The organism is Actinoplanes regularis, from assembly GCF_900188005.1.
Taxonomy (GTDB): domain Bacteria; phylum Actinomycetota; class Actinomycetes; order Mycobacteriales; family Micromonosporaceae; genus Actinoplanes; species Actinoplanes regularis.
In genome coordinates this window covers 31,949-51,312 of the sequence record NZ_FZNR01000023.1, presented here as the reverse complement: position 1 = coordinate 51,312, position 19,364 = coordinate 31,949, and the positions used below count along the sequence as shown (strand labels likewise).

General features: G+C 70.3%; 19 protein-coding genes and 1 tRNA gene. 8 read left to right on the top strand and 12 right to left on the bottom strand.

Annotated elements, in window-relative coordinates:
- Nucleotides 1-18 precede the first annotated feature (18 nt).
- Together CHC09_RS37180 and CHC09_RS37175 are read left to right on the top strand one after the other, a co-directional pair.
- Nucleotides 19-2,682 carry a hypothetical protein gene (locus CHC09_RS37180; protein ID WP_143232799.1) on the top strand — a complete coding sequence of 888 codons (2,664 nt, stop codon included), beginning with the start codon at nucleotides 19-21 and terminating at the stop codon, nucleotides 2,680-2,682.
- Between the two features lie 63 nt (nucleotides 2,683-2,745).
- On the top strand, nucleotides 2,746-4,548 hold the full coding sequence (locus CHC09_RS37175) for an NHL domain-containing thioredoxin family protein (protein WP_089297966.1): 1,803 nt from the start codon (nucleotides 2,746-2,748) through the stop codon (nucleotides 4,546-4,548).
- 7 nt (nucleotides 4,549-4,555) lie between these two features.
- On the opposite strand, the gene CHC09_RS37170 is transcribed toward CHC09_RS37175, so the two are convergent.
- Entirely contained in the window at nucleotides 4,556-5,323 is a 768-nt protein-coding gene (locus tag CHC09_RS37170; RefSeq protein WP_089297965.1) for a LamB/YcsF family protein, read from the bottom strand.
- A gap of 78 nt (nucleotides 5,324-5,401) precedes the next feature.
- Between CHC09_RS37170 and trhA the strand changes: the two genes are divergently transcribed.
- Entirely contained in the window at nucleotides 5,402-6,079 is a 678-nt protein-coding gene (trhA, locus tag CHC09_RS37165) for a PAQR family membrane homeostasis protein TrhA (protein ID WP_089297964.1), read from the top strand.
- A 65-nt stretch (nucleotides 6,080-6,144) separates the two neighbouring features.
- Here the strand turns inward: trhA and CHC09_RS37160 are convergent, their stop codons facing one another.
- Nucleotides 6,145-6,426 carry a DUF6458 family protein gene (locus CHC09_RS37160; protein WP_089297963.1) on the bottom strand — a complete coding sequence of 94 codons (282 nt, stop codon included), beginning with the start codon at nucleotides 6,424-6,426 and terminating at the stop codon, nucleotides 6,145-6,147.
- 106 nt (nucleotides 6,427-6,532) lie between these two features.
- On the opposite strand from CHC09_RS37160, the gene CHC09_RS37155 reads away from it, so the two are divergent.
- A complete protein-coding gene (locus tag CHC09_RS37155; RefSeq protein WP_089297962.1) occupies nucleotides 6,533-7,051 on the top strand; it encodes a SixA phosphatase family protein in 519 nt (172 codons plus the stop codon).
- Between the two features lie 3 nt (nucleotides 7,052-7,054).
- On the opposite strand, the gene CHC09_RS37150 is transcribed toward CHC09_RS37155, so the two are convergent.
- Both CHC09_RS37150 and CHC09_RS37145 read right to left on the bottom strand, forming a co-directional pair.
- Nucleotides 7,055-9,325: a S8 family serine peptidase gene (locus tag CHC09_RS37150; RefSeq protein WP_089297961.1), complete on the bottom strand. Its 2,271-nt coding sequence runs from the start codon at nucleotides 9,323-9,325 to the stop codon at nucleotides 7,055-7,057.
- A 148-nt stretch (nucleotides 9,326-9,473) separates the two neighbouring features.
- Nucleotides 9,474-11,327, bottom strand: a complete 1,854-nt coding sequence (locus CHC09_RS37145) for an acyl-CoA dehydrogenase (protein ID WP_089297960.1) — start codon at nucleotides 11,325-11,327, stop codon at nucleotides 9,474-9,476.
- Nucleotides 11,328-11,614: 287 nt separating this feature from the next.
- Here CHC09_RS37145 and CHC09_RS46800 point away from each other — a divergent pair, with 287 nt between their 5' ends.
- A complete protein-coding gene (locus CHC09_RS46800) occupies nucleotides 11,615-11,770 on the top strand; it encodes a hypothetical protein (RefSeq protein ID WP_179277438.1) in 156 nt (51 codons plus the stop codon).
- Here the strand turns inward: CHC09_RS46800 and CHC09_RS37140 are convergent.
- Nucleotides 11,767-12,894: a PP2C family protein-serine/threonine phosphatase gene (locus CHC09_RS37140; RefSeq protein WP_089297959.1), complete on the bottom strand. Its 1,128-nt coding sequence runs from the start codon at nucleotides 12,892-12,894 to the stop codon at nucleotides 11,767-11,769. The two genes, CHC09_RS46800 and CHC09_RS37140, sit on opposite strands and share 4 nt — an antisense overlap.
- A gap of 124 nt (nucleotides 12,895-13,018) precedes the next feature.
- Here CHC09_RS37140 and CHC09_RS37135 point away from each other — a divergent pair, with 124 nt between their 5' ends.
- Nucleotides 13,019-13,561 carry a type I phosphoribosyltransferase gene (locus CHC09_RS37135; RefSeq protein WP_089297958.1) on the top strand — a complete coding sequence of 181 codons (543 nt, stop codon included), beginning with the start codon at nucleotides 13,019-13,021 and terminating at the stop codon, nucleotides 13,559-13,561.
- Between the two features lie 34 nt (nucleotides 13,562-13,595).
- Here the strand turns inward: CHC09_RS37135 and CHC09_RS37130 are convergent, their stop codons facing one another.
- Genes CHC09_RS37130 through dcd form a run of 4 tightly spaced genes read right to left on the bottom strand, consistent with a single transcriptional unit; the run spans nucleotide 13,596 to nucleotide 14,878 of the window.
- Nucleotides 13,596-13,874 carry a YciI family protein gene (locus CHC09_RS37130; protein WP_089298030.1) on the bottom strand — a complete coding sequence of 93 codons (279 nt, stop codon included), beginning with the start codon at nucleotides 13,872-13,874 and terminating at the stop codon, nucleotides 13,596-13,598.
- 51 nt (nucleotides 13,875-13,925) lie between these two features.
- The gene (locus CHC09_RS48120; RefSeq protein WP_239138875.1) at nucleotides 13,926-14,093 is read right to left on the bottom strand and encodes a class I SAM-dependent methyltransferase; all 168 of its coding nucleotides are present in this window, start codon (nucleotides 14,091-14,093) and stop codon (nucleotides 13,926-13,928) included.
- Entirely contained in the window at nucleotides 14,090-14,290 is a 201-nt protein-coding gene (locus CHC09_RS48115) for a hypothetical protein (RefSeq protein ID WP_239138872.1), read from the bottom strand. Before CHC09_RS48115 ends, CHC09_RS48120 begins: the two co-directional genes overlap by 4 nt.
- A gap of 9 nt (nucleotides 14,291-14,299) precedes the next feature.
- Entirely contained in the window at nucleotides 14,300-14,878 is a 579-nt protein-coding gene (dcd, locus tag CHC09_RS37120; protein WP_089297957.1) for a dCTP deaminase, read from the bottom strand.
- 75 nt (nucleotides 14,879-14,953) lie between these two features.
- On the opposite strand from dcd, the gene CHC09_RS37115 reads away from it, so the two are divergent.
- Complete coding sequence (locus CHC09_RS37115; RefSeq protein ID WP_089297956.1) at nucleotides 14,954-15,460, top strand: pyridoxamine 5'-phosphate oxidase family protein; 507 nt, start codon at nucleotides 14,954-14,956, stop codon at nucleotides 15,458-15,460.
- 167 nt (nucleotides 15,461-15,627) lie between these two features.
- Nucleotides 15,628-15,701 (top strand) — tRNA-Gly (locus CHC09_RS37110).
- Nucleotides 15,702-15,946: 245 nt separating this feature from the next.
- Here the strand turns inward: CHC09_RS37110 and CHC09_RS37105 are convergent.
- The 3 genes from CHC09_RS37105 to CHC09_RS37095 all read right to left on the bottom strand — a co-directional run bounded on the left by CHC09_RS37105 (nucleotide 15,947) and on the right by CHC09_RS37095 (nucleotide 19,325).
- Nucleotides 15,947-16,804, bottom strand: a complete 858-nt coding sequence (locus CHC09_RS37105; protein ID WP_089297955.1) for a LamG domain-containing protein — start codon at nucleotides 16,802-16,804, stop codon at nucleotides 15,947-15,949.
- A gap of 171 nt (nucleotides 16,805-16,975) precedes the next feature.
- Nucleotides 16,976-17,995, bottom strand: a complete 1,020-nt coding sequence (locus tag CHC09_RS37100; protein WP_089297954.1) for a hemolysin family protein — start codon at nucleotides 17,993-17,995, stop codon at nucleotides 16,976-16,978.
- Entirely contained in the window at nucleotides 17,988-19,325 is a 1,338-nt protein-coding gene (locus CHC09_RS37095; RefSeq protein WP_089297953.1) for a hemolysin family protein, read from the bottom strand. The genes CHC09_RS37100 and CHC09_RS37095 overlap by 8 nt, the downstream gene beginning before the upstream one ends.
- Nucleotides 19,326-19,364 lie beyond the last annotated feature (39 nt).

Sequence of the window (19,364 nt, the reverse complement as noted above, 5' to 3'; positions counted from 1 at the left end):
GGGCGCGCCTCCGCCTCCGTGCCGGGAACCAACCCGTTCCCGCCGCCCGCCGGTGCACCCGCGAACTTCCCGCCGCCCGCCGGTAGCGCTCCTGGCTTCCCGCCGCCCACCGGCAACGCCGCGAACTTCCCGCCCCCCACCGGCGGTGCCGCGAACTTCCCGCCCCCCACCGGTGGCGCCGCGAACTTCCCGCCCCCCACCGGCGGTGCCGCGAACTTCCCGCCCCCCACCGGTGGCGCCGCGAACTTCCCGCCCCCCACCGGTGGCGCCGCGAACTTCCCGCCGCCGACCGGCGGTGCTGCGAACTTCCCGCCGCCCGCCGGTAATGCACCCGGCTTCCCGCCGCCTTCCGGCAGTGCGGCCGGTTTTCCGCCGCCGGATGGAGAGGCGTCGGCCTTCCCGCCGCCGACCACCAGCAGCGGGCTGCCCACGCGCACGCCCGGCGCCTCGGCGGCCGTGGCCGACCAGTCGACCTTCTCCGCGTTCGGAGAGCAGAAGGCCCGCGTGCCCGGCGCCACCCTGACCGATGTTCCGGACGCGCCGGGGCGCTCCGGGCTGACCGGCCCGGCAGAGAACAGCTGGCTCGGCAGCGCCGCCCGCCCCGCCGGAGAGACCCCGTCGCAGGCCGCCTCCACCACGTTCCCGACCCGGCAGGGCGACAGCGGCGGGTTCCCGCTGCGCGCGCCCTCTGGGCCGAACCCGGAGGGTGAGCCCATCGGCCCGACTCCCGGTCTCGACCTGCCGGTCCGCAACTCGATGGGGTACACGGCGCCGCCGAACGCCTTCGGTGGGTCAATCCCGGCGCCGTTCGGCAACGACCCGCTCTCGGAGGCCTCCGGTGAGCAGCCGTCGACCGGCTTCCCGCAGCGGGTGCCCGGCGCCGCGCTCGGCAGTGGTGGTTCGCTGCCCGCGTCCGGCTCGGGCGCTGTCCCGTCGCCGGTCGGCTCCGCTTCCGTGCCGCCGGCCGGGGCCGCCTCGGTCCCGCCCGTCGCTCCGCGGGCCGGCTCCGCCTCGGTGCCCGTGTCGTCCGGATCGGCCGCGGTTCCCGCACCCACTTCCGGCGCCGTTCCGCAGCCACGGGAGGCCGCCGCGGCCTGGCCCGCGACCGGCTCGGCCCGCCCGGTGACCGCCAGCGTCTCGGTCCCCGGCCGGGTCGCCCCGCCGGCCGAGGGGGCCGAGATTCCGCCGGCCACCGCCGCGCCGCAGGCCCGGGTGTACGGCCGGCCCGCCCCGGCTGCCGAGGAGCCGGTGGCGACGCCGGTCGCCGAGGAGCCGCCGTTCGGTGGCTCGCCGTTCCCGGGTGCGCGCATGCCGGAGACGTTCTCGTCGGCACCGGAGCCCGCTCCGTCGACGAACCCGTTCGCGCAGCGTGCCCCCGAGTCGCCGTTCGCACCGAGCGACGGCTCCGACCCGGGCGCCGCGAACCCGTTCGGCCAGGGCCCCGCCGGCGGACAGGCGAACCCGTTCGCGCAGGAACGCTCGCCGTTCGCGTCGGAAGCCGCACCGTCCACGCACGAGCGTTCGCCGTTCGAGCAGCAGCCGGAGAGCGCCGACGGTCCGTTCGGCGCCCGCCCCGACAGCTTCGGCTCGTTCCCGCCACCGCAGCGTGGCGAGGAGAACTCCGGCGGCTTCGGCTCGTTCCCGCCGCCCCAGCGAGGCGAGGAGAACCCGGGCGGCTTCGGCGGCTTCCCGCCGGCACCGGGAGAGGCCGCCGGGCCGACCCCGCAGTCGCCCGCTCGGGCCACCGCCCGCGCCTCGGCGAGTGCTCGCGTCTCGCCGCCGGAGCCGGGCGCCCCCAGCGCGCCGATCAGCCCGTCCTCCGGCAGCGCCCGGGTCGGGCCGTACGACGACGGTGCCCAGGGCGCCCCGCCGTTCCCGGCTCCCGGCGCCGCGCCGTCGTTCCCGTCGTACGGAAGCGGGGAGGAAGCGTCGTTCCCGCCGCCCTCGTCGTCGTTCGCGGGCGCTCCGGCCGCCACGCCGTTCGGTCCGCCCGGTTCTCCGGCTCAGCCGAACCCGTTCGGGCCGCCCCCGACGCAGCCGAACCCGTTCGGTCCGCCCGGCTCCCCGGCCCAGCCGAACCCGTTCGGCGCCGCGCCGCAGGGTGCCCCGGCCTGGGGCGACTTCACCGCCGGTGCGCCGGCCGCACCCGGCTCGGACCAGTTCAGCGAGCACACCACGGACGTCTCCGGCCGCGGCAACTCGCCGTACGTCCCGGCGCCCGCCCTGCCGCAGATGCCGAACATGCCGGGTTCCGACCCGTTCGGCGCTGACCGGACGACCCGGGCCACGGTCACCCCGCCCGGCCCGGAGGACACCACGAGCTGGCCCGGCCCGGCCGAACAGGACAAGTTCGACCAGTTCAAGGGCGAGGAGCCGCCCGCGCCGCCGAAGCCGGTCGTGAAGACCGGCCCGGTGACCCTCGCCGTGGTGTTCGGCGCCGCCCTGCTGCTCGTCATCGTGTTCGGCCTGGTCTGGCTGATCTCCGGCGGTGGCAGTGGGGACAGCTTCAGCGCCGGCGACTGTGTGAAGAACGGCGACAAGGTGACCAAGGTGGCGTGTTCGGAGACGGACGCGTACCAGGTCAAGCAGGTCGTCGACTCGAAGGACCAGTGCACGGACACCACCCAGCCCTACATCGTGGCGGGCAAGAAGGTGTACTGCCTGGTCAAGCCGGCCGGCTGAGCCTTCGGCGGTCCTGACCGGCCCGGAGGCCGGTCAGGACTGACACTGAGGCACCATGGGCGAATGACTTCTCGCGTACGTGCGCCCGAACTCAAGGGCCGCGGCTGGCTCAACACCGGTGGGAAGGCCCTGACCCTGGCCGACCTGCGGGGCAAGATCCTCGTTCTGGACTTCTGGACCTTCTGCTGCATCAACTGTCTGCATGTCCTGGACGAGCTGCGGCCGTTGGAGGAGAAGTACGGCGACGCCCTGGTCGTGATCGGCGTGCACTCCCCGAAGTTCGAGCACGAGCGTGATCCGAAGGCACTGGCCGCCGCGGTCGAGCGTTACGGCGTCCACCACCCGGTCATCGACGACGGCGACATGCACCTCTGGCAGCAGTACGCCGCCAAGGCCTGGCCGACCCTGGCCGTGGTCGACCCGACGGGTTACCTGGTCGCCTCGATGGCCGGCGAGGGCCACGCCGAGGGCCTGTCACGGCTGATCGACGAGCTGGTCGCGAAGCACGAGGCGGACGGCACCCTGCACCGCGGCGACGGTCCGTACGTTCCGCCGCCCGCCCCGGAGGGCCTGCTGCACTTCCCCGGCAAGGCGATCGAGCTGCCCAGCGGCAACCTGCTCGTCTCCGACTCGGCCCGGCACTCGGTGGTCGAGCTCGCCCCCGACGGTGAGACCCTGGTCCGGCGGTTCGGGAGCGAGACCCGGGGTGAGCCGTTCAGCGAGCCGCAGGGCCTGGTCCTGCTGCCGCCGCGGGTGAGCGAGCTGACCGGCTACGACGTGGTCGTCGCCGACACGGTCAATCACCAGCTGCGCGGGCTGAATCTGACGTCCGGTGAGATCAGTCACATCGCCGGCTCCGGTCGGCCGTGGCGCTCCGCTGTGGACGATCACGCGCACGACGCGCTCGCCGCCGACCTCTCCTCTCCGTGGGATGTGGCCTGGTTCGACGAGAAGGTCATCATCGCCATGGCCGGCATCCACCAGCTGTGGTGGTTCGATCCGATCAAGCGCACCGTCGGCGTCTACGCCGGCACCACGGTGGAGGCGCTGCGCGACGGCCCGCTCCCGGACGTCTGGATGGCCCAGCCGTCCGGGTTGTCGGTGAGCGCGGACGGAAAGCGGCTCTGGATCGCCGACAGCGAGACCTCCGCGCTGCGCTACGTCGAAGACGGCGTCCTGCACACCGCGGCCGGGCAAGGCCTGTTCGATTTCGGACATGTGGACGGGCCGGCCGACACCGCGCTGTTTCAGCACCCGCTCGGCGTTACCGCGCTGGGCGATGGCTCGGTGCTGGTCGCGGACACGTACAACGGTGCTGTCCGGCGCTTCGACCCGGCGGCGAACACGGTGTCCACCGTCGATTCCGGTCTTGCCGAGCCGAGCGATGTCCTCGTCACGAGCAGCGGCGACGTGCTGGTGGTGGAGTCCGCCGCGCACCGGTTGACCCGGCTCGCACCCGGCGTGGTGAAGACGGTCGACGGCGAGCGGCACAAGACCGAGCGCCCGCCGTCGCACCTGGCCCCGGGCGAGGTCACCCTCGACGTGATCTTCACGCCGGCACCCGGCCAGAAGCTGGACAACCAGTTCGGCTCCCCGGTGCGGCTGACCGTCTCCGCCTCCCCGGCCGAGCTGCTGCTCGACGGCGAGGGCGTCACCACCGAGCTGTCCCGCAAGCTGGTCCTGAACCCGGACGTGCCGAAGGGTGTGCTGCAGGTGGTCGCCCAGGCGGCGACCTGCGATGTCGACGCCGAGTTCGGCGCGTGCCACCTGACCAGGCAGGACTGGGGTGTCCCGATCGTCATCGACAGCGACGGCCCGTCCCGCCTCCCGCTCATCCTCCGGGGCCTGGACGAGACCACCTCCTGACCCGGGGTCAGGCGAACGGACTGACGGTGAGTTGTTCCGCGAGGCCCTCCCGGACCGCTCGGGCCAGCTCCACCGCACCCGGGGTGTCCCCGTGCACACAGATCGACCGGATCGGCACCTCGACGACTGAGCCGTCGACGGCGACCACCTCGCCGTCGACGGCCATCCGGGTCGCCCGCCGCACCACCGCGGCCGGATCGTGCACCAGCGCGTCCGGCCGTGACCGCGGCACCAGCCGCCCGTCCGGCAGGTACCCGCGGTCCGCGAACCCTTCACCGGTCGCGGTCAGCCCGGCGGCGACGGCCCGCTCGTACAGCACCGATCCGGGCTGGCAGAGCACCGGCAGCCCCGGGTCGTAGGCGAGCACCGCGGCCACCACCGCCTCGGCCTGTCCCTGGTCGACGGCGGCCGTGTTGTAGAGCGCTCCGTGCGGCTTGACGTATCGCACCCGCTCGCCGGCCGCCCTGCAGAACGCTTCGAGCGCCCCGATCTGGTAGAGCACGTCGTCGCGGAGCTCGCCGAACTCGTAGTCGATCCGGCGGCGACCGAAGCCGGCCAGGTCCCGATAGCCGACCTGGGCGCCGATCGCGACGCCCCGCGAGGCGGCCGCCCGGCACACCCGGTGCATCGTCGACGGATCGCCGGCGTGAAAGCCACAGGCCACGTTCGCCGAGGTGATGACGTCGAGCAGGGCCTCGTCGTCACCGAGTCGCCAGGCGCCGAACCCCTCACCGAGATCCGCGTTCAGATCAACCGCTGCAGGTCGTAGTTTCATGGGGAAATCCTCGTGTGTCGGAAACCGTATACGGCGTCACTACCCGCTAGTAACCTACGGTGCCGTAACCTAGAGCGCGTGACGACCTCAGCCCCGTTCCGGATGAAGCCGACCGACCTCGGCAAGCCGCGACTACGCGGCCGGTTGCACCAGTACGCATTCTTCGTCGCCGCCGTCTGCGGCATCGTGCTCTGCTCGATCGCCTGGAGCCGACCGGGTGTCGCCCCGTTCGTCAGCTGCCTGATCTACAGCATCACGGTCTGCGGCCTCTTCGGCATCAGCGCGCTCTACCACCGGCGGGTCTGGAGCGAACGCGGCTTCCAGATCATGCGCCGGATGGATCACTCGATGATCTTCATCTTCATCGCCGGCACCTACACGCCGTTCTGCGTGTCCCTGCTGGACAAGGGCACAGCAACGCTGATGCTGAGCCTGGTCTGGGGCGGCGCCCTGGGCGGAGTGGCGCTCAAGGTGGTCTGGCCGCATCTGCCACGGTGGGCCGGAGCGCCGCTCTACGTAGCGCTCGGCTGGGTCGCCGTCGGCATCATTCCGAACGTGTTGCACGAAGGCGGGGTCACCTGCTTCGTCCTGATGCTCGTCGGCGGGCTGATCTACACGGTCGGCGCGGTGTTCTACGCGCTGCGGCGGCCGAACCCGTGGCCGACCGTCTTCGGTCACCACGAGTTCTTCCACGCCTGCACGCTGGTCGCGGCGATCTGCCATCAGGTCGCGATCTACTTCGCTCTCTACGCCTGACGGCGGCACAGACGGAAACGGCCCGGCGGATCGCCGGGCCGTTTTTCATCATCTGAGGTACGGGGTCAGCGGTACGCGGGCGGCGGGGGCGGCGGGACGTCGTCCTGACGTACCTCGCGGTACTCGCTCGAGTAGCCGGCTCCGGCGACCGGGACGCCGGTCGAGCGGGTGACGACCGTGCGGCGCCGGCTGTTCCAGAACCAGAGCGTGATGATCAGTCCGACCAGGCCGGCCGCCATCAGGATCCAGCCGATCACGCTGATGTCGAGGCCGCTGATGTCCGCGTTGACGGCGAACGCCAGGATCGCCCCCAGAGCGAGCAGGAAGATACTTGCGCCGATGCCCATCGAGGCCCTCCTTCGAAGCGGCCGGGCGGGCTCGCTCGACCATCATGAATACATCGGTCGAGGGCTTACCCGGACGTGAGGAGTTCCAATCAGGCAAGCTGTTCCAATGACCTTGCGGACGCTGATCCTGCTACGCCACGCCAAAGCGGAGACTCCCGGCGAACTACTGGATTTCGACCGAAGCCTGACCGAGCGCGGAATGTCGGATGCTGACGCGGCCGGTGCCTGGCTGGTGGACGAGCGACTGCACCCCGACCTGGTGATCTGCTCGCCGGCCAAACGCACCCGGCAGACCTGGCAGGCCGCGTCGCTGGCGCTGGCCCAGGGCGACCAGGCACACGGCGCGCCCGAGGTGCATTACCAGGATCAGCTCTACTACGGCGGGCGGACCGAGGTCTTCGACCTGCTCCGGGCGGTCCCGGACACCGTGCGCACGATCCTGGTGGTCGGCCACAACCCGACCGTGTCCGAGGTGTCCGCCCTGCTCGTCCCGGACGCCCAGTGGGACGGCGCGACCGTCGAGCTGAAGACCTCGGGCCTCGCCGTGCACACCAGCGAGGCCCCGTGGTCCTCCGTCGAGCCGGGATCGATGAGCCTGTCGCACCGGCACGTCGCCCGCGGCTGAGAGCTACTTCCGGTACCAGGTCCGGGCGCTGGAGTACGACACGTTGCCGAGTTTGTCGTACGCCCGAATCTGGATCTTCATGGTCTTCGCCTGCCTCGCGGTGTTCACCGCGAGCAGGTAGGCCGACGTGCTGTCACGCGCGACGACCTTGCCGTTGACCAGCAGCTCCACGTGCGAAACGCCGCTCGGGTCGGTCGCCTTCACCGCGATCGTGACGGTGCCCTTGACTTTCGCCTTGTGGCCCGGCGCACTGGTGATGGCGACCGTCGGCCCGGCATTGTCCGCGATCACCTGGCCGGTGTAGTCGCGCGTGTTACCGAGGGTGTCGGTCAGCTTCCAGGTCAGATCGACGGTGCCGTTGAGCGTCCCGGTCTGCACCGCCAGCGAATATGGCGCCATGGTGTCCGCGCCGACATACTTCCCGTTCGCCCACAACTGCGCCTGAGCAATCCCGCTGGCGTCCGCCACGTCCTCGATCGAGCTGGTGAAGGTACCCCGCACCCGGACCTGATTTCGCGGCGCGATCCCGGTTGCGGTCGGCCCGCTGTCGTCGATGACCAGCTTCAGGCTGCGCACGATGGAGAGACCGCTCACACCCTGCAGGTTGACCTGGATCAAACCTTCGGAAGACGGAACTACCGCGCCGGCCCAATCATCGGTACCCGCGACCCGGGTGAATTCGACGGTGCCGTTCGCGGAGTAGCTGACGACGCGGTTGACCGGGCTGCTCCCCTCCGCCAGCCGGACGATCACCGGGACCGGACCGCTCCGGACGTGCGCACCTTCGACCGGCGAGACGATCGACGCCACCGGGGACGTGGCCTCGGCGTTCACGACGGTCGTCATCTCGTCGTAGTTGCCGGCGTAGTCGTACGCCCGGATGGTGACCGGCAGCGGGCCCCGGGCGCCGTGCGGCGCTATCGCGTACAGCTTGGTCCGGGAGGTGGAGAGCGAGGTGGCGATCACCTTGCCGCCGGCGATCTCCTCGAGTCGCTGGATCGCGTGATCGTCGGTCACAACGGGCGTGAGCACAGTCGCCCGCAAGGTGAGCGTCTGCCCGGCGGTCAGGCCGTTGTCGGTGAGAACCGGCGCGACGGTGTCAGCGCCGCCGGAGTGGTGCACGGCGTAGGCGGCGTCGATGGAGCCGGGGTCGTCGACGTTGTTGTTGACCGGATTACGCACCGCGCCACCCAGGATCGCCGCCCGGACGGTAGCCGCCGTGGTGCCGGGTTTCGCGGCGAAACCGAGCGCGGCGACACCCGCCACCAGGGCCGACGAGGCCGAGGTCTTGGTGATGTGCCGACGGTTGGCCTGCGGACCGGTCGTGGCGAGGTTCGTCTCGGCGCCGATGTCGATCCACTTGTCGGCACGTGAGTTCCGCTTGCCTCCGGACCCGCCGTCCACCATCGAGCCGACAGCGAGGGCGGGCTCGATCGCGGCGGGGTACTCCCGGATGCTCGTGCCGGTGTTCCCCGCCGCGGCCACGACCAGGGAGCCCTTCTCACTCGCGTGCCGCACCGCCTCCTCGAGAAGGCGGCTCGACGTCTCCGTGCCCAGCGACAGGTTGATCACCTGTGCACCGTGATCAGCCGCGAAGACGATGCCGGCCGCGACGTCCGCGGCGGAGCCCATGGCCGCAGTGCCTTCCCGGTGCCCGAGCACCCGGATCGGCATGACCCGGCACTGCGAGCAGATCCCGTTGAAGCCCACCCCGTTGTCGGCCTCGGCGGCGATCAGGGCCGCGACCATGGTGCCGTGCTCGTCGTCATCGGCCGGGTCGGTGTCACCGTCCACGAAGTCGAAACCAGGCGCCAGGCGGGCCGCCGGCAGCTCAACGGTCGAGGTGACGCCGGTGTCGACGACCGCGACGGTCACCGAGGGACTGCCGGTCCCCCAGGTCTGCGCTTCGAAGATCCGGTCGTAGTTGTACGCCGCTCGGGTGGTGCCGTCATACGGGTCGCTGTTGGCGTGCACGACGCCGTCAACCTCGGCGAACCGGACGTGTGCGGCGTCCCCCGCGAGGGTGGCGAGCGCGGCGTCCACCGCGTCCGCGGGGACGTCGACGGTGATCGCGGCGAGCCCGGTCACCGGTTTGCTGCTGAGGACCTGTTCGCCCAGGTTCGCCAGCACCGTCGCGGCGCCGGCCGGGTCGGTGAGGCCGACGTCGATTCGTACGGATGAAGCGTCCGCGGCCGCAGCCGGCACGGCCGCCAGCCCGACGAGCAGAAGGGAAGAGAGACAGGAGGCGACTATGCGCACCAGAGTGCTCCGCATTTGATGATCTTCAGTATCGAGCAGGATCGTACGGCAACGTCGCTACGGAGGCGTTCCCCGTTTGAACCGGACCGGAACACGACTTAGGCCGGCGGACACCTTTGTCCGCCGGCCTTCGTCGTTTTCAGGAGAGGGGAAAAGCCTTAGCTCAGAACACGTCCTCGGAGAGGTCCATCAGGTCCAGGGTCGTGTTCTCGATGATGCGGCGGTCGGAGCCGATCCGCGGCAGGATCTCGCGGACGAAGAAGCGGGCCGCCGCCACCTTGCCGGTGTAGAAGTTCTTGTCGGCCTCGGAGACCTCGCCGTTCAGCGCGTTCAGCGCGACCTCGGCCTGGCGCAGCAGCAGCCACGCGAGGATCACGTCGCCGAGGGCGAGCAGGATCCGGCGCGAGGTCAGGCCGATCTTGTACAGCTCGCGGGCCTCGCCGCCCTGAACCGCGGCCAGCCAGCCCATCGCCACACCGAGGATCTGCTGCATCTCGCCGAGGGCCTTGCCCAGGGCCAGCCGCTCGTCCTTGAGCTGACCGTTGCCGGCCTCGCTCTCGATGAAGCCCTGGATCTCGGTGGCCACCGTGCCGAGCGCCCGGCCGTTGTCCTTGACGATCTTGCGGAAGATCAGGTCGAGGCTCTGGATCGCGGTGGTGCCCTCGTACAGGGTGTCGATCTTCGCGTCCCGGACGTACTGCTCCAGCGGGTAGTCCTGGAGGAAGCCGGAACCACCGAAGGTCTGCAGCGACTCGTGGCCGAGCAGCTCGTACGCCCGCTCGGAACCGACGCCCTTGACCAGCGGCAGCAGGAAGTCGTTGATCTTCGCCGCGATCTTGGCGGCCTTCTCGTCGCCTGCGGCCTCCGCGATCGCGACCTTGTCCTGCCACGACGCGGTGTAGATCACCAGGGCGCGCAGGGCCTCGGAGTACGACTTCTGCAGCATCAGCGAGCGGCGTACGTCCGGGTGGTGGGTGATGGTCACCCGCGGGGCGGCCTTGTCGGTGCTCACCATGTCGGAACCCTGGACGCGGTTCTTCGCGTACTCCAGCGCGTTCAGGTAACCGGTGGAGAGGGTGGCGATCGCCTTGGTGCCGACCATCATCCGGGCGTACTCGATGATCATGAACATCTGGCGGATGCCGTCGTGCTTGTCGCCCAGCAGCCAGCCCTTGGCCGGAGTGCCGTGCTCGCCGAAGGTCATCTCGCAGGTGTTGGAGACCTTGAGGCCCATCTTGTGCTCGACGTTGGTGGCGTAGACGCCGTTACGCTCGCCCAGCTCGCCGGTCTGCCCGTCGAAGTGGTACTTCGGCACGATGAACAGCGACAGGCCCTTGGTGCCCGGGCCGCCGACGCCCTCGATGCCCACCGGGCGGGCGAGGACGTAGTGGATGATGTTGTCGCTCAGGTCGTGCTCACCCGAGGTGATGAAGCGCTTGACGCCCTCGATGTGCCACGAGCCGTCGGGCTGCTGGATCGCCTTGGTGCGACCGGCGCCGACGTCCGAACCGGCGTCCGGCTCGGTGAGCACCATGGTCGAGCCCCACTGCTTCTCGACGAAGAGCTTGGCCCACTCCTTCTGCTCCGGCGTGCCCTCGGTGTGGGCGACGTGGGCGAAGGACGGACCCGACGCGTACATCCAGATCGGGGCGTTCGAGCCGAGGATCTGCTCCGCGAGCGCCCACCACAGGGTCCGCGGGGCGAACGTGCCGCCCAGCGAGCCCGGCAGGTCCAGGCGCCAGAACTCGGAGGCCATGAAGGTCTCGTACGACTTCTTGAAGGACTCCGGCAGCGGCGCGGTGTGCGTCGCCGGGTCGAACACCGGCGGGTTCCGGTCGGCGTCCGTGTAGCTGGCCGCAAGATCCTCGCGAGCCAGCCGGTTGACCTCCGCAAGCACGTCGCGGGCGGTCTCCGCGTCGATCTCGTCGAACGGCGCTTGGCCGAACGCCTTGTCCGCTCCGAAGACCTCGAACAGGTTGAACTGGAGGTCCCGAAGGTTGCTCTGGTAGTGAGTCATGGTGTCTGGCCCGCTCTCCGAACGCGAGTTACCCGTCAGTAACTAGCACTGTATTACTGATCGGTAGCCACCGACAACCCGGGCACGGATCTGTGACCAAGCCGCTCATCGCCGGCCCTGTCCGTCGGATCGAGGGCCAAACGTCTCCGATCGGGTGGTCACCTGCACAGCCGTTCGGCCATTTGCCTACTTCGAAGCGGAAACCACGTATCGCGTACCGATGAGGCTCGTTGCTCCGAATAGACCGCGAAGAACATCTCGCCGCAAGTATCGAGGGGGGCGTCGCCATGTTCGCCACGATCAAGAGCCTGATTCCTGAGCCGCGCCAGGCGCACCAGCCGCGCAACTATGTCGGCCGCCACCGGCAGCCCGACCAGCTCCCGCCGGCGCCGGCCCCGACCTCCCCGGCCCCGTCGGAGCCGGAGGAGAACACCGCCGCCTAGCTTCCGGCGGCGCCGACTTCCCAACTGGGCACCGAGACGGACGCACCCGCGTCCGGGCCGGCGTACTCCAGCAGCACCAGGGCGATGTCATCCTCCAAGCGGCCGCGCACCCAGTCGACCAGCGCGGCCTCCAGGGACGCCAACCCGTCGCCGACCGTGCCGTGGCCCAGCAGGCGCCACGCGCGATCGGCCGTCGGGAAGAACTCGCCGTCCCGGCGCGCCTCACCCAGGCCGTCGGTGAAGAGCAGCAGCCGGTCGCCCGGTTCCAGTCGCTCGACCCGCGCCTTCACCTCGGGCATGAACCCGAGCGGTGGCGCCGGGGCCGGCGGCTCCAGCGGGATGACCAGCCCGCGGCGCAGCAGCAGCGGCGCCGGATGTCCACAGTTGACGATGGTCAGGGTGCCGCCCCGCTCCTCGACCAGGGCGGCGGTCACGAAGTCCTCGTCACCGACGCTGCGGGCCACCGCCCGGTCCAGGTCCGCCACGATCGACTTCAGGTCGGCACGCTCGAAGGCGACGTGCCGGTACGACCCCAGGACGATGCTGGCCAGGCGGACCGCGTCCAAGCCCTTGCCGCGCACGTCACCGATGATGATCCGGACGCCGTACGGCGTGTTCAGCGCCTCGTACAGGTCGCCGCCGATGTCCGCGGCCGCGGTCGCCGAGATGTACTTCCCGGACACCGCCAGCGAGCCGACCTGCGGCCCGATCGGCCGCAGCACCGCCTGCTGGGCCACCGAGGCGAGCCGCAGCAGCTCGCGGATCCGCTCCGTCTGCCGCTGCCGCATCGTCGCGGACGCGACCGCGATGCCGGTGGCCAGCGCGATGCCGAACAGATAGACCGTCCCACTCAGGCTGAGCGCGCCACCCTGGCCCACGAAGACCATGCCGGCCACGGTCGCCGCCACCCCGGCGCCCAGCACGTACTGCCAGGCCGCGAAGAGCGCGGCGACGACCGGGACGAGGGCAAACAGCCCGATGTAGCCGGCCGAGGACGTCTCCACGGACTCCACGGCGGACACGATCGCGAGCAGCGCGACAGCCGCGCCGAGCCCGGCGCGGTTCTCTGAACTCATCGGGCGGCGGCCCGGCACGAAGGTAGGCATGGTTCCGCCGAACAGCATGCCCGATCAGGGTTACATCGGGCATCAACTTGACCCCTTGTCCGATCAGGTTCTGACCACCTGTCAGTTGCACGGTCATTCGGTCGGTCCACGAGGGGCGGCGCGACGATGACACGATGTCTCCGTGACCGACGATCTCCGTGACCGGCTGCGGGGCGCCTTCCGCTGGACGGATCCCGGCCCACCCGCCGATTACCTCGTCAGCGACCGATCCGGCTGGTGGCGCGATGCGACGATTCTGAACGACCTCGGCCCGGCCCTGGCCGGCCTCTTCCAGGCCGACCGTCCCACCGTCGTGGTGGCGCCGGAGGTGACCGGGTTCCTGCTCGGCCCACTCGTGGCCCGGGCGCTCGGGGTGGGGTTCGTGGAGGCATACCGGGCCGGAGCGCGCCGCGCCATCGCCGAACCGATGATCTGGGCCGCGGTTCCGGCTGACCATCGGGGCGACGTCCAACACCTGGGGGTACGACGCGCGCTACTCGCCGACGACGACCGGGTCCTCGTCGTCGACGACTGGGCCTCGACCGGTGCACAGGCCCGAGGGCTGCGCAACCTGGTCGGCGACCGCTATGTGGGGACCGCGGTGATCCTCGCCGAGTGCCCGCCCGCGGTCGCCACCGAACTGAACATCCGCAGCCTGCTCGCCGCCGACGACTTGGAGCCCTGAACACCGCCGGGCCTCCACGGTGGAATGCCGGCTTTCAGTACTTTCGCTGGTAGCCGGCGAGCGCCCCGCGGCTGATCTGCCAGCCGACCGCGGCGTAGGTGGCCAGGCCCTGGAGCACGTACGGATCCTGGGCGATCAGCTCCTGGGCCTCGGCCTCGGTGTCAACATCCAGCAGGATGATGCCGCCCACCGGCGGCTCCTGCCGCCCCGCGGTGACCGACAGCCCCCGCTGCTCCAGGTCGGCGACGAAGGCGAGGTGCTGTTCCCGGGCCTGGTCGACCTCGGCGAGCGGCTTCTGGTAAGTCGAAATCATCAGATACACCGCGTCATCGTAGATCTCCGCCGGCCTCGGGTTTGCGGACCGTCAGATAGCCCTGTGGCTGCCGCTCGGTCTCCGTGGCGGCTCGCTCCAGCCGCGCCACCTCGGTAAATCCGGCGGCTGCGGCAAGCTCGGCGAAGACTCGAGCGGCGGATGGGTCTGTCGGGCCACCGCGATCATCTCCGGCGACCGGTCGAGCCCGCTGACGTTCAGACCCAGGCCGGCGAGGTGCCCGGTGAGCCGGCCCGGCCCGCATCCCGCGCGTCCAGCACCGGCCCCGTGATCGCCTCGGCGAAGGCGGCGAGCACCGCGCGATCCCAGGGGCTCTTCCGAAGTTCATCCTTCAGGAGTACGGCGTAGTGCCCCGCAACCGTGTCGTAGGCCGTCCGGGTGCGGTCCAGATGAGACATCCGGCGACCCTAGCGGGTCGGCCACGTCCGGAAGTTCTCCGCGGAGCGGCTCGCCGTGGGACCGCGCTGGCCCTGGTAGCGCGACCCGTAGACGGCCGAGCCGTACGGGTGCTCAGCCGGGCTGGACAGCCGGAAGATGCACAATTGCCCGATCTTCATGCCCGGCCAGAGCTTGATCGGCAGGTTCGCCACGTTGGAGAGCTCCAGCGTGACGTGACCGGAGAAGCCCGGGTCGATGAAGCCGGCCGTGGAGTGCGTGAGCAGGCCGAGGCGGCCCAGGCTGCTCTTGCCCTCCAAGCGCGCGGCCAACTGCTGCCCGAGGGTGATCACCTCGAGCGTGGAGGCCAGGACGAACTCACCAGGGTGCAGGACGAACGCCTGGCCGTCCTCGACCTCGACCTCGGCGGTCAGGTCGTCCTGGCGCTCCGCCGGGTCGATGTGGGTGTACAGGTGGTTGTTGAACACCCGAAAGAACCGGTCCAGCCGAACGTCGATGCTGGACGGCTGCATGAGCGACGGTTCGAAGGGCTCCAGCGAGAGGTCCCCGGATTTGATCTCAGAGACCAGGTCCCGGTCGGAGAGCAGCATCGCAACACCATACCGAGCTGCCCGAAAGAGGGTGTTCAGTGGCCTCTTCGAACGCATGTTCGATAGAATGCTCGCATGGTCTCCTGGTCCGAATTCGCCGCCGCCGAGCCGTCGCTCGCCGTCGGCATCCGCGCGCTCCTCCAGCAATACGGTCCCGGTATGGGTTACCTCGCCACCGTCCGTCCCGACGGCGGCCCGCGGGTCCACCCGGTGTCCCCGGTCTTCGCCGGCAGCGGCCTCTACTGCTTCCTCGTCGACTCCCCGAAACGTCGCGACCTTGAGCGCGATCCGCGCTACGCCCTGCACTCCTACCCGCCCGAGGAGAGCGACGACGAGGCCTACCTGACGGGCCAGGCCTTCCAGGTCCGCGATCCGCGCGCCGTCTCCGACATCGCCGACGCCCTGCGCGCCTCGCCAGAGGTCGACTGGCGCCTGTTCGAACTCAGCATCGATTCGGCGACCCTGCGCCACCACGGCCCGTCCGGCGCCCTGCCCCTGGCCGCGGCCCCACTTCCGATCCCGATCTCGCAGAGCTGGCGCGCCCCGCGTAAGTCGCCTCGCAAACTCGCCATGGCCAGCTGATCGCCACCGCGGCTACCAGGGCTCATCCGGTTTCGGCCGGCTGTTCGTAAGGCCAGAGCCGCCTGGCGGCCTTTCGGGTTTCGCTTCCACCCGGAGGGGCGTCGGATGACCACAATGCGGGGTGCCTCCGCCACAGAGCCGGATAATCAGGTACAGTGAGGCCGCTTGCGGGTGTAGTTCAATGGCAGAACATCAGCTTCCCAAGCTGACAGCGCGGGTTCGATTCCCGTCACCCGCTCCACGTACGGAAGCCCTGGTCAGGACCGATGGTCCGCCAGGGCTTCCGTGGTTTAGGCCGTTCCGACGCCTTGGTGTCAGGGCGCGACTCGAATCACGGCGGGCTGGTTCGCATGGCGTGTCCGGGCCGGGGACGCCACTACAGAGCGGTCGTCGAGGCTGGGCTGGGTCCGGCAGTGATGTCGCGGCCATTTTGACCACTGTGGGCGCCGGCCCAGTCGTCCTGGCGCGGACCGGCAACCCCAGCGCCTATGAGCCGATTGTCAGGAACACGTTGTCGATCTCGCCGGCGAACTGGTCGTTACGGCGTCCCGGGCCCTTGCCGCCCACCCGCAACGGCTCCGCGTTGGCGATGGACAGGCTCGGCGGCACCACCACCGACGCGTACGGCGTCCCATCGACCAGCATGGTCAAACTGTTCGCGGCGCGGTTGCACTCAAGGGTGTGCCACCGCCCGTCAGCCACATCGATCCGCGGCTCCGCACGGTAGATGCGGTCCCGGCTACCCGCGATCACGCAACTCGGGTGCCCCTGCCGATGATCGACCTGCAGTTTGAACTGACTGACCCCGCCGACCGAATAGCCCTTCTGGACCACATTCGCGCCATCTGCCAGATCCCCGTGGGTCATCAACACCGACGCGCCATAGCGCAGCGGCAAGCGACCCGGGTTGAGGCTGTCGTCACGTTCGCCTTCGAGGATCGCCCGGGGGCAGTCCCGGTCCGAGACGAGGGTGCACCGGTCCGGGTAGGCGACGGCAAGACCGGTTCCTTCCGGTACGAGGCGAAGCTCCCCACCGTTGATTCCGAGCGGCCGCAGCTCGTGCCCGCCGCTCGCGTCCTGGATCGGCTCGCCGATGCCGCCGTCGAAGTCGTAGTGCAGTTCCACCGGAGCGGTGGCGGTCTGCACCCGGTTCAGGTCGGCCGGGAGAGGAAAGCGGTCGGCGTTGGGCAGCACTCCCGCGGTGGGTGGTGGGAGGAGTTGATAGGCGAGCCGGCCGTCCGGGGGTGTGCCGACGGACCGGGAAGTCAGAAGAAGTGAGCTGACCAGAATGAGGGTCACTGACAGGGCACCGATCGGGAGGGCGCGCCGCCGGGTGTCAAACATGGGGCTATTGTCCGCATTGTCGCTTCACGCCCCGAAGCAAAACTCCGGACATACCGGGTATCACTCGTACGTGTTCACCCAAAACACCGAATCTGAAGGGTCAGGCCGTATCCACTCACGAATGATCCCGGTAACAGCCGACCGGCAGTGCTCAAAGCCCCCGGAAGCGGCCTACGCCGCACCCGCCGGCTCACCGATCACCGCGTGCAGCACATCATCCAGCGTGATCACCCCGAGCGGCCGCCGACCGTCGCTGACCAGCACGATGTGCAGCCGGTCCCGGCGCATCGTGAGCAGGAGATCCGCCAGGCTGCGTTCCGGCGACACCACCGCGAGCGGCCGGATCACCTCCGCCGGGATCGGCAACCTGCGCTGCGCGCCGGAATACCCCAGAACATCCTTGACGTGTACGAACCCGAGCACCCGCCGGGTGTCCCGCTGCACCACCGGAAAACGGGACCGTCCAGTGCGGGTGGCCACCCCCTCCAGGGTCGCCGGGGACACGTCGGCGGCCACCGTGGTCACTCGCGACCAGGGCAGCAGGGTGTCCGCCGCGGTCCGGCTGTTCAGCCCGAGCGCCGCGTGGATCCGGGCGTACTGCTCCGAGCCGAGCAGGCCCTCGCTGCGCGCCTGGGTGACCATGCCGGCCAGCTCCTCGGCCGTGAAAACGGTCTTCACCGCGTCGGTCGCCTCGATGTTCCACAGCCGCAGCACCATCCGGGACGCCCACCGCATCGCGATCAGCAGCGGCTTGGTGGCGGTGCAGAAGGCCAGCATGAACGGGCCGAGGATGAGCGCGGAACGTTCCGGCCCGGCCAGGGTGATGTTCTTCGGCACCATCTCGCCGACGACGGTGTGCAGGAAGACCACGACCATCAGGGCCAGCACGAAGGCGACCGGATGCACCGCCCGCTCCGGCAGGCCGACCGCGTGGAACGGGCCCACCAGCAGATGGGCCAGGGCCGGCTCGGCGATCGCGCCGAGCGCCAGCGAGCAGATCGTGATGCCGAGCTGGGCACCGGCGATCATCAGCGGGATCTGGTTCATCGCGGAGAGTGCCCAGCGCGCCGCCTTGGAGGTGGCGGCGAGCGGCTCCAGCGCGGTCCGCCGGGATGCGATCAGCGCGAACTCACCGCCGACGAAGATGCCGTTGCCGAGCAGCAGCAGCACCGTGATGATCACGTTAGTCATCGGCCGGCTCCACGAGCGGGACGACGACCCTGACCTGCTCGATCCGGTGCCGGTCCACCTCCATCACGGTGAACTCCCACCCGCTCTCCTCCAGGGACTCGCCGACCACCGGGATGTGGCCGAGCCGGGCGAGCAGGAATCCCGCGAGCGTCTCGTACGGCCCCTCGGGCAGCCTGAACCCGGTCTGCTCCAGCATCTCGTCCTCCCGCAGGAGGCCGTCGACCAGAAACGTCTTCTCCCCTCCCGGGGCGGTCAACTCGGCCGTGCCGGTCTCGCCGAGCTCGGTGTCGTACTCGTCGGCGATCTCCCCGACCAGTTCCTCGATCAGGTCCTCGACGGTGACCACGCCGTCGGTGCCGCCGTACTCGTCCACCACGATTGCCAGGTCGGCGTCGGCGGCCCGGAGTGCGGCCAGCACCTTGTCCAGCCCAAGGCTCTCCGGTACGTACACCGGCTCGCGCGCCACCGCGGAGACCTTGGTCGCGGCCCGGCGCTCGGGCGGCACCCCGAGCGCGTCGTTCACCCCGGCCACGCCGGTCACCGCGTCCAGAGTGTTCTCGTACACCGGAAAGCGGGTGTGCCCGGTCCGGCGGGCCACCGTGATCAGATCGGCGACGCTGGCCGTGGTCTTCAGGCCGACCACGTCGACCCGCGGTGTCATCGCCTTGGCCGCACGCTTCTCACCGAATCGGATGGTGCGGCGCATCAGCGTCGCCGTCTCGGCCGGCAGCGCACCGGCCCGGGCGCTGATCGCGGCGAGCAGGCCCAGCTCCTCCGGCGAGCGGGCGCTGGCCAGCTCCTCCTGCGGCTCGATGCCGAGTCGGCGGACCAGCCAGTTGGCCGTTCCGTTCAGCGCCGCGATCATCCACTTGAAGAGGGTGGAGAAGCCTCGTAGGGGCGCGGCGGTGGCCAGCGCGATCCCCATCGGCCGGGCGAGCGCCGCGTTCTTCGGCACCAGCTCGCCGAAGAGCATCGACACCAGGGTCGCCACGACCAGCGCGAGCACGTGCGTGATGGTCCCGGCGGCGGACCCGGCGATCGGCTCGACCAGCGGCATGATCAGCCGGGACAGGGCCGGCTCGGCCAGATAACCGGTGAGCAGCGCGGTCAGGGTGATGCCGAGCTGGGCGCCGGAGAGCTGAAAGGAGAGCTCGAGCAACGCGCTGTGGACCGTGCGGGCCTTGCGATCACCCGCGGCGGCACGCTGATCGATCTCCGCCCGGTCGACGGTGACCAGCCCGAATTCGGCGGCCACGAAAAACGCGTTGCCCACCGTCAGCAGCGCGAAAGCCACCAGCGGGAGCAGCGCGGTCAGGAGCAGGCCGTCCATGATCGCTTCACCTCGGCCCTCATTCTGCCGGACCGACGG

Coding starts and splice junctions, on each gene's coding strand:
- CHC09_RS37175 (WP_089297966.1), top strand. CDS start 2,746: ATGACTTCTCGCGTACGTGCGCCCGAACTCAAGGGCCGCGGCTGGCTC.
- CHC09_RS37170 (WP_089297965.1), bottom strand. CDS start 5,323: ATGAAACTACGACCTGCAGCGGTTGATCTGAACGCGGATCTCGGTGAG.
- CHC09_RS37160 (WP_089297963.1), bottom strand. CDS start 6,426: ATGGGCATCGGCGCAAGTATCTTCCTGCTCGCTCTGGGGGCGATCCTG.
- CHC09_RS37155 (WP_089297962.1), top strand. CDS start 6,533: ATGACCTTGCGGACGCTGATCCTGCTACGCCACGCCAAAGCGGAGACT.
- CHC09_RS37150 (WP_089297961.1), bottom strand. CDS start 9,325: ATGCGGAGCACTCTGGTGCGCATAGTCGCCTCCTGTCTCTCTTCCCTT.
- CHC09_RS37145 (WP_089297960.1), bottom strand. CDS start 11,327: ATGACTCACTACCAGAGCAACCTTCGGGACCTCCAGTTCAACCTGTTC.
- CHC09_RS46800 (WP_179277438.1), top strand. CDS start 11,615: ATGTTCGCCACGATCAAGAGCCTGATTCCTGAGCCGCGCCAGGCGCAC.
- CHC09_RS37140 (WP_089297959.1), bottom strand. CDS start 12,894: ATGCTGTTCGGCGGAACCATGCCTACCTTCGTGCCGGGCCGCCGCCCG.
- CHC09_RS37130 (WP_089298030.1), bottom strand. CDS start 13,874: ATGATTTCGACTTACCAGAAGCCGCTCGCCGAGGTCGACCAGGCCCGG.
- CHC09_RS48115 (WP_239138872.1), bottom strand. CDS start 14,290: ATGTCTCATCTGGACCGCACCCGGACGGCCTACGACACGGTTGCGGGG.
- dcd (WP_089297957.1), bottom strand. CDS start 14,878: ATGCTGCTCTCCGACCGGGACCTGGTCTCTGAGATCAAATCCGGGGAC.
- CHC09_RS37115 (WP_089297956.1), top strand. CDS start 14,954: ATGGTCTCCTGGTCCGAATTCGCCGCCGCCGAGCCGTCGCTCGCCGTC.
- CHC09_RS37105 (WP_089297955.1), bottom strand. CDS start 16,804: ATGTTTGACACCCGGCGGCGCGCCCTCCCGATCGGTGCCCTGTCAGTG.
- CHC09_RS37100 (WP_089297954.1), bottom strand. CDS start 17,995: ATGACTAACGTGATCATCACGGTGCTGCTGCTGCTCGGCAACGGCATC.
- CHC09_RS37095 (WP_089297953.1), bottom strand. CDS start 19,325: ATGGACGGCCTGCTCCTGACCGCGCTGCTCCCGCTGGTGGCTTTCGCG.